The following is a 13291-nucleotide window of genomic DNA, read 5'->3' as shown; positions in this document are numbered from 1 at the left end:
AAATCAATCAGTTACACTTGATACCTTAAACCCCTAGAAACCCGCTTCGGGACTTCTTCGGGACCTGCGTGCAAAATCTAAAGCGAAATTGCACTTACACCACTATTTGCTACCTTCCTGGTTTTAAAATTTGTGTTCCGCAATAAAGTCAAAACCACCCCACTCTTTTGCTTCTCACAAACTCTATTGGCTGCTTCAAATAGGTTTTGTAACTCAGCCGATGAATAGTGCGTAGTGATTCGTCCAGAACGATGTCCTAACAAATCCTGTCTATCTTCAAAACTTACCCCAGCAGCACGTAACCGACGGCCAAAGGTATGCTTTAAATCATGCACCCGCACATGTGGTAATTCTGCTTTAACTCTAGCATTTCGCCAACCCGTTGATAAAATCCGGGCTAATGGTCTGCCTTTAAAGCTGAATACATGCGTTGGATGCTTTCCACGCTCTTCATTCACAGCTGATCTGGCTGTATCATTACAAACGACCAGTCGTTCTTCACCATTTTTGACCAACTCAGCTGGTATGATAAACACCATAATATGCGGCATTTCAGGAATTTTAATTTCCCATTCCCAACGCAGCTCACAAATCTCTTGATCCCGACAACCAGTATTAACGGCAAATAAAGCCATCTTTTCCAAGTGTGGCGGTAACTCATCAAAGAGTCGATGTTGCTCATCCCAATTCAGTGGATAAGGCTTACGCAAATCATGCTCCGGTAAGAGCTTGATTTTAGCCGCATTAGCCAACCAGGTTAAGCCAAACTCATCCATCCATTCGCTTGCTGCCAGATTCAGAATTCGCCGTACCACCTTCAAACCATGATTAATGGTTCTCGTTGATACACCATCCTTTCTTCTGCCTTCAATGAAGGGTTGCAACGAACCTATATGGATAGATTCCAACGACAAATCTCCAATGTACTTTACAACTTCACGTAAACGCCCAGCATCGTCATCAATGCTACGTTTATGCTGATTTTCCATTAGAAATTTGGTCGCGGCTTCCATAAAACTTCGCTTTGGCCTGACACCATATACCGTTGCTTGGCGAATTTCATCAATTCGTCTTGCTAGATATTTCTCGGCTTCTTCGAGGTCGCCTGTACCAGTGCTTTCGCAAAGTCTGTATCCAAAGATTTTTTTGTCAATTTGCCAGTGACTACCTTTTTTGTAGATCCCTGGTATTCGTTTTCGTCCCATAATTCCAAACTCCTACGCTTGGATGCCGCGGGTCGATCACTACACTGTATATAATCGTCTACCCAAGCGTCTAAATCAAGTCGATCAAAAGCTACCCCCTGCGCCCCAATAGGAACTTCCCTTAAGCTTGGACGCACTTCCTCATTAAAACGGTGTCTATCCATACCTACATAAGCAGGCGCATCTCTAAGACGTATCAATCTTGGTAATATATTAAATCTACTCATTATTTCATCCTGAATTAAAACGTGCGCCTGACATTATGATTAATCCATTCCTCAATCACATCTTTATGCCATACCAAAGTTTTACCGTGTAACTTCACTGGTTTAGGGAAACGCCCATCTGTCCACCAACGGCGTAAGGTTAGACGATCTTTGCCAATAATGGCTTCAATATCATTGATAAACAAAACTTGTTGCGTAAATATCTCATTAACAGGTTGCATTATTGATTCTCCAAATCCTTTTGTTACTTAAGAAGCAGGCGTGCCTTCCATTCACCTTTAAGTTCCATATCAATTACAGTGGTAAACAATTTCAATAAATTGATTTCAACCTTACTTTCTTTTGGTAACCGACCATATAGATGAATCAATTGCAAATGAGCCACTGATGAGTTGGATAAGTTGGCAATTCGTTGTAGAGAATAGTTGGTGGAATCCAGTAAATACTGAATTATCCCTTTATAGATGGTGATCTTTTGATCATGAAACATGTGACATACTCCTGTAAAACATGTACTAAAGTCCAATTCACATCAAATTAACATTTAGAATAATTGACGAAACTTATATTAAAACGATATTAATTTTATTATCAATATGTGTTTTTAGGAAATTTTAATTAAGATACGATATGATATTGAATGATATCGTTTTATATGATAATTTTTTTACGACATTCGATTGCAAGGATAATTTTATGAGTAAGGGATTGTATCAGTCGTTTGCTAACCGCTTGATTAGCACTCTCAAAGACAAAGGATATACCGCCTCCCGTTCTCCAAACGGGATATGTATTAAAACTCTGGCTAAATTTACTGGTGCATCGGAACAGATATGCCGCCGCTACATCCGAGGGGATGCTTTACCCGACTATGAAAAAATCAAACAATTAGCTTCGCACCTTAAGGTAAACCCTGGCTGGCTGCTATTTGGCGAAGATGATAAGAAGGTTTCAGAAGAAAATGGAGTAGATGAAAAATTGCTTCATTACATCTTGAAACACAGTCATCACTTATATCCCGTATCTCATGGAAGTAATGACGATTACGCCGATTTTGTGTTAGGATTGATCAAAGAAGTCAAAGCAATTGACACTTCGGATAATAATTTACTAAAAATCATTGACTTGGCTCTAAGTTCAATTTCTTCCTATGAAGAAAAGAGAAAAAAACATAGTCATGCAGTTTAAGATGTTTGTAAATAAGGATATAACAGCTGTGGAAGTAACGCTTCACCCCAAAGCCAAAGAATTTCTCTTTGAACACTTTGTCCCCATGCGCAAGGTGTTCTCTGATGTACTAGGGCAAGTAGAAACAGACTACATTTCGATTGCTCTTATTAACCAAACAGGCCAAATCTTTTTCCTATCATCTAAACCATCCATAGAACAGAATTTAATTGAGAAGAACCTTTGGCTGCTTGACGGCTGCTATCAATCCAGCTTTTTTAGCCAGGATAAACCTAAACTATGGAGCGAACTTCCTCATACGGGATATACAGAGGTAATAAAACAATATAAGCAAATAGAGCCAGGACTCCTTACCGGCATTTCTATTCCAGCTGAATACGATTCTTATAGAGCTATTTTTTCGTTTGGATTAAAACGGATAAATCCTTACATTCAGAATAAAACATCAATCCATTGCGAAAAATTACTGGCCATGGGGAAATACGCATTATGGCAAATTCAAGACTATTTAACTTTTCCTGACAAACAGTCTTACGCGACAGCAACAACCAAACCCAAACTGAAATTAATCATTAACAATCAGGTGACCTATGAACACACTCCTGGATAAGGACGATCCCATTTTAAGACAAACCGCCGAGCCAATCACTGAATCAGAATTTGGCAGCAGCTGGTTAAAAGAGTTGATTAAGACCATGTTCAACATTATGGCTGACAAAGGCGCTGTGGGCGTAGCAGCCCCCCAAATTGGAATTAGCAAACGAGTTATTGTATTTGGTACTGAGTATACCAAACGAAGAAAACCTGAATATCCTATTCCTGATACAGCTTTAATTAATCCTTCCTTAAAGATCCTTTCCAAGGAAATTCAAACTGGTCATGAGGGCTGTCTTAATTGCGGTGAAATAATGGGTGAAGTTCCAAGAGCCATGGAGATTGAATATTCCGGCTTTGACGTAGATGGAAATAGAATTACAAAAAAAGCTTCTGGTTTAGAGGCGCGTATCCTTCAGCATGAAATTGATCACCTGGATGGATTTTTATTTTTAGACCGAGTGGAAGATCAAGATTCACTAACCACCTTATCGGCAATGCAAAGTAAAGGATAATCGCATGAAGCATCAAACCCGAATCATAGTGGCAGGCACTTTAGGGAACTTAATAGAGTCTTTTGATATGGCTATTTGTGGCCTACTCTCAGTCTACATTGCCAAATACTTAATTGGTGATGCTTCAAAGGGTTTGTTTTTAGTATTTCTAACTTTCTTCGCTGGATACTTAGCCAGGCCTATAGGGGCTATGATAATGGGTTTGCTATCTGATATTTATGGTAGAAAAATTATCCTGGCAGGATCAATACTATCTATGGGTGTAGCAACTACTTTTATTGGCTTTATTCCTCCTCACACTACTATAGGTATTTTTTCAGTTATTACTTTATTAGTACTGAGAATTATCCAAAGCTTTTCCTGTGGTGCAGAATATCTGAATTCTTCAGCTTACCTGGTTGAAAATGCCGAAGCATCAAAAAAAGGCTACTCTGGTAGCTGGGCTTCCTTTGGAACGATGTCAGGCATGCTGGTAGCTTCACTGGTAGCATTGATGGTTACTTACTTTACCAATCACTATCCTGAACACGATTGGCTAATCTGGCGTGTCCCTTTTGTTCTTGCACTACTGGGCTCGTCCATTGGCTTATACATTCGATTATGTATTCCTGAAAGTATGGAATATATTATGTATTATGCAGACAGACCAAAACCTAAATTTAAGAGCTTGCTTTCAGAATCCATCAACTTTATCAAAAACAATAAAATTCAATCTCTATATGTATTTGTTTTAAGTTGCTTAGGGGTAACAACTACTTTCCAGATTTATATTTATGGTCCTATGCAAGCGCATTTATACGGCCATTTTCAAGATCATGAAATTATCATGTCAAATATTATCTCACTGATTGTTTTATTGGGAGTATTTCCTTTAGTTGGAAAATTATCAGATAAACTTAATCGAGAAAAAATTGTTATCTTTGCTAGTATTGGTTTCCTAGTACTTTCTCAGCCATTTTTTTATGCCCTGTCTCATCATGATATTTATAACCTTTTATTAGGTCAGGCGTTAATCGCAATACCTGCTGGGGCTTACTATGCAACAGTACCTGTGATGTTGTCAGAGATGTTCCCAATCAAATTACGATGTACTGTTTTATCGGCAATATATTCCACAGCTGCAAGTCTGTCGGCAGGTTTAGCTCCCTTACTTTCGTTTATTTTAGTTAGAAAAACTCATATCGCTTCATCCCCATCAATTTTAATATTAATTTTTGTTTTATTGTCTTTCTTACTTTTATCCATAAAACACTCAACACTTAAAAAACAGCCTGGAAATCCAGCAATTCAAATAACATAAGAGAATTTTTTATGTATTGCTCTCCCACTAAAATGCCACTGCTCACTCAATGTATATATTGCAAATTGGAGTTTCAAACTTCTAAATCTAAAAAAGGACGTAATCCTGTAGAACACGTTATACCTCAGATGTTGGGGATGTTTGAAAATAATATGACTTTGAAAAATATAGTGTGCGCTAATTGCAACAAATTCTTCTCTACAAATACTGAATTATTGTTCGGCAGAGACAGTGTATATGGCATCCTCCACAGAAGCATCGTTGGGTTATTTAAAGAAAATGAATTTAAAACGTCAATCCGTTATCCGCGCAAAAAATTAGCTTTTAAAATAAATCATTCTGAGTATGGCCAAACTTTAGTGGATATTCAATTAAGCAAACAGAATTTATTCGAAGTAAGATTAGCCGAACAATTTATTTTATTAAACTCTACCAAAGGTATGAGTGTCCATTATCCAATTAATCAATTACCTCATAAAGCCATTTTGGACTCACTTGGCTTACCTGTACACGCATCTAATGTTAATTATGTTGGTCCTATATTCTCTCCAGATGAATGGGGCTTAAAACGTTATATGATTAGCCAAAAATTGAAAGCTTCTGGATTCAATAATTCCCCAGCACAAAAGACAATTTCGTTTCTTCCACCACTTCAACACGATAGCCAATTACTCTTCAGCTCACAGATTGATGAAGATATAATCCGTGTTATTGCAAAAATTGGATTTAATTATTTTGCAAAAATTTTTGGTGCTGAATTTTCAAAAGATTATTTCAATAACATACGGCATTTTATACGGTATGGAATAAAATCTGGTCATTCATTAGTTAAGATGAATAAAAAAATCATAAATGAAAACGTCAACTCACTGACAAGTGAAAATTTTAATCACCATACGGTTGTAGTATTCCAAAACGATCACAAAATTTTAGCTAGAGTCACTTTATTCAACCGAGATGTTTTCGATATTCTATTAACAGATAGTTACCCATTCTTGGGCAATTTTATTAAATCTGGCCACTCCTTTTATTTATTAACAAAACAAATACAAAAAATAATCTGATTAATGCAACAAAGAACCATTTATGACCAAATGAATAGGTTATAATTTAATCATGAACGTTATTCTTTATTTTAAACAATTGAAATTTGTGAATGGCATGGATAAATTTCCAACAAAAATCCGCTCCGAAATCATGAAAAGGGTTAAATCAAATAATAACTCTCCTGAAATTGCTATTCGCAAATTTTTATTTAATAAAGGATTAAGGTATAGAATTAACGATAAAAAGATATTTGGCACTCCCGACCTATGTTTAAAAAAATATAATGCAGTGATATTTTACAATGGGTGCTTTTGGCATAATCATGGATGCGTATTGTCCAAAATACCAAGGACAAATACTTCTTATTGGATAAATAAATTAGAGAACAATAAAGAGCGTGATAAAAGAAATATCGAGCAACTAAAAAAAATAGGATTTAGAATTCTCATTATTTGGCGGTGTTCGCATGTTGGAAAAAACAAAACATCATTTGCTCAAATTTTAAACCAAATTCATAGTTGGATTCTTTCGGACTCACCCTACAAAGAAATCCAACCTCCATTTGCGTGATAGAATTATCAACACTTTTCGTATACTCCCATCAATTGATGGTTTTTTTACCACAAAAATCATATAATCATATGCTTGATATATATTATAAGCCCTAGAAATGACACAAACCCCAAAACTAAGAACTGTAGGAAATGTTAAAGAACCCTACCCCCTGGGAGAGTTTCCTAAAAATTTTGCTCATATTGTTGCCGGAGAATTAAGCGCAGCCATTGCCCTTGGTTGCTTGGATGTTGAAGGAAAAGAATGGGAACAGATTTTCGCTAAAGCTATAGGGGCTGAATGGCAACCGAGCGTCGTTGGGTTGGATGATATTCTTGTAAGAGAACTATCTGCTGCATGGGGGGCAAAAACCGTAAAAAATACCAATCCATTTAAAGCAAAAAAAATAAGACTTATTTCGGGTAGAAACTCCCCAACTTACTCGTATAATGTTTCTGATATTAAATCGATGCCACCCGAAGAGCTTGGTACTTTAGTGATAGAAATATGGAATGAACGCGTTGCTGCCCTTTATCAAAAATATAAAACACTAAGAACAGTTGTGCTCATGAAAGGCCCAAATCTTAATCAAATTACTATTTTTGAAAAAAATACAATAAGATATAACTCTACCGAATACACATGGGGTTGGAATAAAAACAATAACTTAGTTGCTATGGACATCAATGGGGAAATTAAATTTACTTGGCAGCCTCATGGCTCTCAATTTACAATTCACGAAAATGTTCCTGATTATGCCTTAAATATTGAAATTGTCCCTCCTAAAACAATCTCAACTCAGTCAATCCTAGAAACTATCGGCTTTAATGAACAATCCTATCGTATAGTTCCCAGAGAATAGAAATCAAGCTGTAGCAAATGTTTTATGAAAATTAATTTCATTCATATCATTTGCGATTTCTAACGAATCAATCAATTTTTTAGCAATTGCATCTATTACATTAACTGTTACAGCGTTGCCAGCTTGCTTCCTAGTTTGAGTATAATTACAAACTATTTTAAAAGTATCAGGAAATCCTTGTAATCGAAGCATTTCTCTTTCAGTTAATCTTCTTTCCCCATTAACTAACAAATAACTATATGATGCTGTCGCTCTTAAAGCACATGAATAAGGAAGTGTTGAAATATTTCCCGATTTATTTTCATGCCAAATACTTGGTATAGGGGAGACACCTTTCAATGCCGCAATTCTTTTCTGTCTAATATAATCTGAAGCATAATATTTATTCGGTATTTGCTGCTCTTTTTCAAGTATGGATTCCAAATTAAATGGAACTCCGCCTTTAGGAAATTCGAACGGAACATTATCAATAAATCCAACAATATATGTCCGCTCTCTTTTTTGGGGAACTCCAAAATCCAAGGAATTTAAAATGGTACTATAGACTGTATATCCCAAGTTTCTAAGTGTCTCAATAATTATTTGAAAAGTACGACCGCCATCATGTGTAGACAGTTGTTTCACATTTTCCAGCAAAAAAGCTCTAGGGCGTTTTACTTTCAAGATTTGTTCAATATTAAAGAAAAGAGTTCCTCTTGTATCAGAAAAACCTTTTTGTCTACCAATTATGGAAAATGCTTGGCAGGGAAAACCACCAAGTAAAATATCGTGATCAGGTATATCTTGCGGCGATATCTTTGTTATATCTCCAAAAGGTTTCTCACCAAAATTAGCTTCATATGTCTTTTGACAATATGGATCTATTTCGGAAGAGAAAACACATTCGCCATTTAATTTATCAAAGGGAATCCGAATACCACCAATTCCAGCAAATAAGTCTATGAATTTAAATGCTTTCCTACGCACGATGCTATTCTCCCGAGAAAGTGATTCCATATTATAGTTATTGTTAGAGTTACTAGGAACAATTTTATTTTTTTATTACTTTTCTTTATCAGAGTTATCCAAAAATTCACCTAACGGATTATCTGTCAGGCATAGTATCCATGATGCTGCAACTTTTAGTTCTCTCGAAAGTATTTTAGCTTCTTCTGGGCCAGGAGTTCTTGTTCCTTGTTCCCAGTTTCCTATTCGAGCAGCACCTAATCCAGTTCTTTCTGCCAAGACCTTAATCGTCAATCCATTCGTCTTTCTAGCTTGCATAATCCTACTGCCAATAATTTTTTTCATATTCATTTAGGTTCATTTGCTATCAAACAGAAAACCCCCATTGACTCTAAAAAGAGGCTATTTACAATGGGTTATAAAAAACACGATTCGTGTTATTGATTGATATTAGTTGAAATCATTTGATATTGCAAGTGCTGTTTTTAGCGGTGCTTATTAAGGATGAAATAGCGAAATGGGATTTTTGTTTGTTAATACCGATGAATTATCTGCACTGATGGGATTGCCTTATATTCAGCAATCAGCCTATTTGCTGGGAATTCGTCCGTATATGGATCGCAATACCTTTCTGGTAGGCGTTAAGCGTAAAATCAGCTACCAACAGCTTGCCGAAGCCCTTTACGTTGAACCCCACCAAGGTTTTGAATATTCCGGTAGTCCTAGCCGTCCGCAATTACGCCGTATCATCTATGCGCTTGAACGCGCTGGGTTAGTGGAGATCAAATCTATTGGTAAACAGCTCATTTTAAAATGCTTATTAGCCAATTCGGATTTGTCTGCTCAAAACAAACCCGTCACAAACCCGACACATCAACCCGGCACAAACCAGAACGATAAAAAGAATATTAAATCATTAGGTTACGATAAAAAATCTCAAAAACCCAGCATAGCGCAAAACACAAAACCCGACACACCTCATAACTCCAAAGATCTTTTTATTTTTTTACAGCAGCAATTTGAAAAATTTTGGTCTCTTTATCCTTTAAAACAAGACCGAACTAAAGCCTGGCGTGAATTTGCTTGCTTAAAACCCGATGCACAGTTGGTTGAACAAATACTAACAGGTCTACAAGCCCAAATTAATAACCGTGAAGAAATGGAGTTTATTGGCGAATGGCTGCCGAACTGGAAATACCCAGCTACCTGGCTTTCACGCAAATGTTGGAACGATGAATTACTTACCTTAAAAACCCAAGAGGAGCAGCAGAATGAAGCCAATCAAGCACGTTCTCGGAAAAAATCAGCAACAGATATCCTTACTGAATCCTGCAAAGATGCAACCTTCGATTTCGACTTTGATGAACCATCAGACTCAGGAAACAACGTCCTCTCATTCGACCACACCAGAGTACGATAAGCGAGTGGATACACTGTTTATGCGACTTGCAGCAATTTATGGCTATCTGTGGGTCTCGACTTATAGCAATCCTAGTTTTCTCGAACTCTCAAAGCGTGAATGGTCAGAGGGTCTAAATGAGTTTGACAATCAAGTTCTGAAACTTGCTTTAGAACAAATAAAAAAGAAGCTAGCTGTACCTCCTTGTCTGCCGATTTTTTATGAGTACTGCACAAACATTCAAAAAGGCATCCAAGCCCGTCAAGAAGCTCTTAAACAAAAAACTGAACCGTATGTCCGTACCAATCCCCAAGTCGTCCAAATTCATATCAACCAAATGAAAGACTACCTCTTCAAAGAAGCTAAGGAGAAAACATCATGCTGACCTTAATCCGTCGTATCGGCGAAGCAATTTACATTGATAAAGGCAGAATCAAAGTGCATTTGATCTCTGAAAACCAGGGGCTAATCAGGCTAGGTATAGAAGCGCCTAAGCATGTTGATATTGAACGTAAAGAAGTCTTTGTCCGCAAAGCAGTAGCACAACATGAAAAAGCGCAGGCACTTAGAAATCAATCAGGAGGCGATGATGCTTAAAAAAACTATGCTATTCAGCCTGGTGTTATGTGGTCTGCAAGTTCATGCAGCTAATATCACCCAAGTAAGCCGCTATGCCACGGTTAGCAATCAACCACTAACCGCTCAAATTAACCCCATGAAAACCGTACAACAGATTCATTTTCCTGCCTCCATTCAAACCATAGGGGAGGCAGTGGATTACTGGTTAAGTTATTCCGGTTATCACCTTGCGCCCAAGGAAAAACAAAGTGAAAGCCTGCAACAAGTTTTTCAACAACCATTACCACAAGTCAGTAGAAATCTTGGTCCACTAACCATTGAACGAGGTCTGACGGTATTAGTGGGGCAACAACTGTTCACGCTCAAACAAGACGATTTATTAAGGGAAATCAATTTTAGCCTGATTGCAAGGAGCGCAAGATGAAAAAGTATCTGGATGTTAAATGGCTTAGCCTGCTTGTTTTAAATGTTTTATTAATTGCTTTTGTATGTGTAAAAAATCAATCGCCTGCAAATCATAATGAGCTAAATATCCTTGGCGAACAACTCACATCTATTCAAACACAATTAAAACAACCTGTAGAACAACCTGATTTATCGCCAATTACCCAAAACCTCAACCAGTTAAATAACTTCGTTCAGCAACTGAAAAATAAAGACGATCATCAATTAGGTGAAATATTCACTACAGAACAAGGTGCAATTAAAAAACAACTCGAAGGTATTACGGATTTATTACGCCACTTAGATGAGAAACAGCAACCTGTGAAAATGCTCTCTGCAAGTCAACTGCCCTTTAAGGTATTAAGCATAGACAGCATCCAAGAAATACCCGTTGCATCCATTGCTTACCACTACAAAATCCAAGCATTAGAAAAAGGCGATACGTTAGCTGGTTGGACAGTTTTTGAAATCGACTTTGCCAAACAAATCATAGAATTTGAAAATACTGATAAAGTACATGCACTGGTTCGCTTAAATCAACATGAGGTGAGCCATGCTTAAGCTATCCACCCTAGCCATAGGATTAGTTCTTGGGCAACAAGCCATCGCTGGTTTGTATATCCCTGGCATTGCCACCTCACCCATGCAACAAGCCGACAATGCCTTGGCAAAAGCAGGCCTTACTGAGTTTCATGATGAAGTCATCGAAGAAAAAGATTTCCAACTAAATGACACTCAAAAGCAAGAAGCGAAAGTCTGGGGATTAAATGAAAAGGAAGAAAAACGCTATCTGCAATTAATGCGGAGCAGGAGTGGTGTATATTATAAAGACTTGCGCATGACACCAATTGATATCCTTGGACTGAACGCCAGAAATGATGCAGAGCGTGAACATTTTGCCAGCCTGGCTGCTCGCCAGGAGGCGCAGAAAGTGGCGCAAAATATCGCTTGGAACAACGCCTTTTACAAAGCCTATAACGAACTGTTTAAAGATGTACCCGTGGTTGGTGATTTTGATCCCTCCCCTTACTCACCCTATGCACATCAACCTATTCAACTAAAAACAGGTGAAACACTCTATTTATTTATAAAACCTGACGATGCTGTTACCACGATTGTTCTGCAACTGGTTGACGCGATTAACCGCATTCCCAATACAAAACTTAACCTGTTGTTTTTGGATATGGACAATAACGCCATACAGTTATGGGCGAACCGACATCAAATCCCCATTCAATTAGTAACCAGTCAGCAAATCACCCTAACCCCTGGCAACCAACAATTTGAAAGCTTAACGCTTGCCAAGAAACAAACTCCATTACTGTTAATAGCCAACGGTAAAAACTCGCAAGTCGTCGATTTGGGGAGATTTTAATGATTAGGATTCTGCTCTTACTGTTGGTCGCGTTGAACGTTCATAGCATGAATGTCATTCCGTTAACCCTGTCACAAAGTGATACGTCATTAAAATTAAATCTGTCCAGCCCAATAGGCGTACCAGCCAAAAGCAAAGCCACCTCAGGCAAAGTCAGTCGCAAAACATTGGATACCACTTTATTAAACATGCCCCTGTTTGTCATAGGTGCAGATAAAGCGTCGATTCAATGGTTAGAACAGCATCAAGAAGAATTAAAATCAATGCAAGCTACAGGATTCATTACCAACGTCAATGACTTTGAAACCATTGTCGCTTTGCAAGAAAAATTCAAACTACCATTACTGCCTGTCAATGTTGACCCATTGCTTGCATACCTTCACGAACAACATTACCCCTTAATCATTGCTGAGGGGGCTGTATGGCAGTAAAGCAATATTCAAGGCAACTGACCATGCAATTAACCATAGTGCTATTCTTAGGTTGGTTAGCAATTATTATCTGGGCATTGAGCCAATGGATGCTGCATGGCTACTCCCTCGCTTTTGAAAAAGTGAATACCCTTGTAAACACTCAAAGAGAGGCTATTACTCCTGTTTATCAAGGCTCTCTTCTGGCAGTCCTTCCTTTCAATGCCAAACCAGATTGGGCATTCGCCATTCCCTACTTAAACAAATTAGCCATCAACGATCTTGCCAAGGACTTAATCGAAAAATCACAACAATTCTTGCAGATCATTTTATTAAGCAGCCAGTGCCTTTTAATCAAACTCATTATCCTATTCGCCGCCCTGCCCTTATTTGCTTTAACCATGATTGCAGGTCTAGTTGACGGCCTAAATCAAAGAGCAATACGCACTGCTTGTTTAGGTCGTGAATCCTCTTATGTGTTCCACAGGCTTAATCACTATTTGAAAAAAGGACTGGTGATTTTACTCATGCTGTGGCTTGCCCTGCCCGTTAGCATCACCCCTGCTTATGTCTTTGTGCCTGTCAGTTTATTGATGGGATTAATGGTAGCCATGACGGCCAGCCGCTTTAAGAAATACTTATAAGGAGA

At 37.8% G+C, this 13291-nt stretch carries 21 protein-coding genes; 15 read left to right on the top strand and 6 right to left on the bottom strand.

The genetic code is table 11. The annotated features are described in order from the left end of the window. Positions 1–77 precede the first annotated feature (77 nt). From OQI99_RS00550 to OQI99_RS00535, 4 genes are all read right to left on the bottom strand, one after another. Positions 78–989, bottom strand: coding sequence for a tyrosine-type recombinase/integrase (locus OQI99_RS00550; RefSeq protein ID WP_265732331.1), 912 nt, complete (start codon positions 987–989; stop codon positions 78–80). Between the two features lie 86 nt (positions 990–1075). Next, positions 1076–1432 carry a hypothetical protein gene (locus tag OQI99_RS00545; protein ID WP_129820483.1) on the bottom strand — a complete coding sequence of 119 codons (357 nt, stop codon included), beginning with the start codon at positions 1430–1432 and terminating at the stop codon, positions 1076–1078. Positions 1433–1446: 14 nt separating this feature from the next. Further along, positions 1447–1653 (bottom strand): helix-turn-helix transcriptional regulator, encoded by a 207-nt coding sequence (locus OQI99_RS00540; protein ID WP_265731047.1) that lies wholly within the window; start codon positions 1651–1653, stop codon positions 1447–1449. Between the two features lie 23 nt (positions 1654–1676). Beyond that, a complete protein-coding gene (locus OQI99_RS00535) occupies positions 1677–1922 on the bottom strand; it encodes a hypothetical protein (RefSeq protein WP_265731046.1) in 246 nt (81 codons plus the stop codon). 206 nt (positions 1923–2128) lie between these two features. On the opposite strand from OQI99_RS00535, the gene OQI99_RS00530 reads away from it, so the two are divergent. The 7 genes from OQI99_RS00530 (at position 2129) to OQI99_RS00500 (ending at position 7490) form a co-directional block, all read left to right on the top strand. After that, positions 2129–2620 (top strand): helix-turn-helix domain-containing protein, encoded by a 492-nt coding sequence (locus OQI99_RS00530; RefSeq protein ID WP_265731045.1) that lies wholly within the window; start codon positions 2129–2131, stop codon positions 2618–2620. After that, complete coding sequence (locus OQI99_RS00525) at positions 2610–3230, top strand: flagellar biosynthesis protein FlgJ (protein ID WP_265732330.1); 621 nt, start codon at positions 2610–2612, stop codon at positions 3228–3230. Before OQI99_RS00530 ends, OQI99_RS00525 begins: the two co-directional genes overlap by 11 nt. Continuing rightward, positions 3211–3729: a peptide deformylase gene (gene def, locus OQI99_RS00520; protein ID WP_265731044.1), complete on the top strand. Its 519-nt coding sequence runs from the start codon at positions 3211–3213 to the stop codon at positions 3727–3729. The genes OQI99_RS00525 and def overlap by 20 nt, the downstream gene beginning before the upstream one ends. A gap of 4 nt (positions 3730–3733) precedes the next feature. Beyond that, on the top strand, positions 3734–5029 hold the full coding sequence (locus tag OQI99_RS00515; RefSeq protein WP_265731043.1) for an MFS transporter: 1296 nt from the start codon (positions 3734–3736) through the stop codon (positions 5027–5029). Positions 5030–5094: 65 nt separating this feature from the next. Next, positions 5095–6093 (top strand): hypothetical protein, encoded by a 999-nt coding sequence (locus tag OQI99_RS00510; RefSeq protein WP_265731042.1) that lies wholly within the window; start codon positions 5095–5097, stop codon positions 6091–6093. Between the two features lie 97 nt (positions 6094–6190). Beyond that, entirely contained in the window at positions 6191–6646 is a 456-nt protein-coding gene (locus OQI99_RS00505; protein WP_265731041.1) for a very short patch repair endonuclease, read from the top strand. 100 nt (positions 6647–6746) lie between these two features. Continuing rightward, positions 6747–7490, top strand: a complete 744-nt coding sequence (locus OQI99_RS00500; RefSeq protein ID WP_265731040.1) for a hypothetical protein — start codon at positions 6747–6749, stop codon at positions 7488–7490. A 3-nt stretch (positions 7491–7493) separates the two neighbouring features. Here OQI99_RS00500 and OQI99_RS00495 read toward each other — a convergent pair whose 3' ends face one another. Further along, on the bottom strand, positions 7494–8456 hold the full coding sequence (locus tag OQI99_RS00495; protein ID WP_265731039.1) for a DNA cytosine methyltransferase: 963 nt from the start codon (positions 8454–8456) through the stop codon (positions 7494–7496). A gap of 75 nt (positions 8457–8531) precedes the next feature. Continuing rightward, positions 8532–8753, bottom strand: a complete 222-nt coding sequence (locus tag OQI99_RS00490) for a helix-turn-helix domain-containing protein (RefSeq protein ID WP_230305830.1) — start codon at positions 8751–8753, stop codon at positions 8532–8534. A gap of 199 nt (positions 8754–8952) precedes the next feature. Here OQI99_RS00490 and OQI99_RS00485 point away from each other — a divergent pair, with 199 nt between their 5' ends. Genes OQI99_RS00485 through OQI99_RS00450 form a run of 8 tightly spaced genes read left to right on the top strand, consistent with a single transcriptional unit; the run spans position 8953 to position 13286 of the window. Continuing rightward, positions 8953–9855 (top strand): hypothetical protein, encoded by a 903-nt coding sequence (locus OQI99_RS00485; protein ID WP_265731038.1) that lies wholly within the window; start codon positions 8953–8955, stop codon positions 9853–9855. A 19-nt stretch (positions 9856–9874) separates the two neighbouring features. Next, positions 9875–10219 carry a hypothetical protein gene (locus OQI99_RS00480; protein ID WP_265731037.1) on the top strand — a complete coding sequence of 115 codons (345 nt, stop codon included), beginning with the start codon at positions 9875–9877 and terminating at the stop codon, positions 10217–10219. Further along, positions 10213–10431: a carbon storage regulator gene (locus OQI99_RS00475; protein WP_265731036.1), complete on the top strand. Its 219-nt coding sequence runs from the start codon at positions 10213–10215 to the stop codon at positions 10429–10431. Before OQI99_RS00480 ends, OQI99_RS00475 begins: the two co-directional genes overlap by 7 nt. Then, positions 10424–10837: a hypothetical protein gene (locus tag OQI99_RS00470; protein ID WP_265731035.1), complete on the top strand. Its 414-nt coding sequence runs from the start codon at positions 10424–10426 to the stop codon at positions 10835–10837. The genes OQI99_RS00475 and OQI99_RS00470 overlap by 8 nt, the downstream gene beginning before the upstream one ends. Then, a complete protein-coding gene (locus tag OQI99_RS00465; RefSeq protein WP_265731034.1) occupies positions 10834–11418 on the top strand; it encodes a hypothetical protein in 585 nt (194 codons plus the stop codon). The genes OQI99_RS00470 and OQI99_RS00465 overlap by 4 nt, the downstream gene beginning before the upstream one ends. Continuing rightward, entirely contained in the window at positions 11411–12232 is an 822-nt protein-coding gene (locus tag OQI99_RS00460) for a TIGR03759 family integrating conjugative element protein (protein ID WP_265731033.1), read from the top strand. Before OQI99_RS00465 ends, OQI99_RS00460 begins: the two co-directional genes overlap by 8 nt. Further along, entirely contained in the window at positions 12232–12663 is a 432-nt protein-coding gene (locus OQI99_RS00455) for an integrating conjugative element protein (RefSeq protein WP_265731032.1), read from the top strand. Before OQI99_RS00460 ends, OQI99_RS00455 begins: the two co-directional genes overlap by 1 nt. Then, on the top strand, positions 12654–13286 hold the full coding sequence (locus tag OQI99_RS00450) for a TIGR03747 family integrating conjugative element membrane protein (protein WP_265731031.1): 633 nt from the start codon (positions 12654–12656) through the stop codon (positions 13284–13286). Before OQI99_RS00455 ends, OQI99_RS00450 begins: the two co-directional genes overlap by 10 nt. Positions 13287–13291 lie beyond the last annotated feature (5 nt).

It is taken from the genome of Legionella sp. PATHC039 (assembly GCF_026191275.1).
In the GTDB taxonomy this organism is placed as follows: Bacteria; Pseudomonadota; Gammaproteobacteria; order Legionellales; family Legionellaceae; genus Legionella; species Legionella pneumophila.
This window is presented reverse-complemented; position numbering and strand designations above follow the sequence as displayed.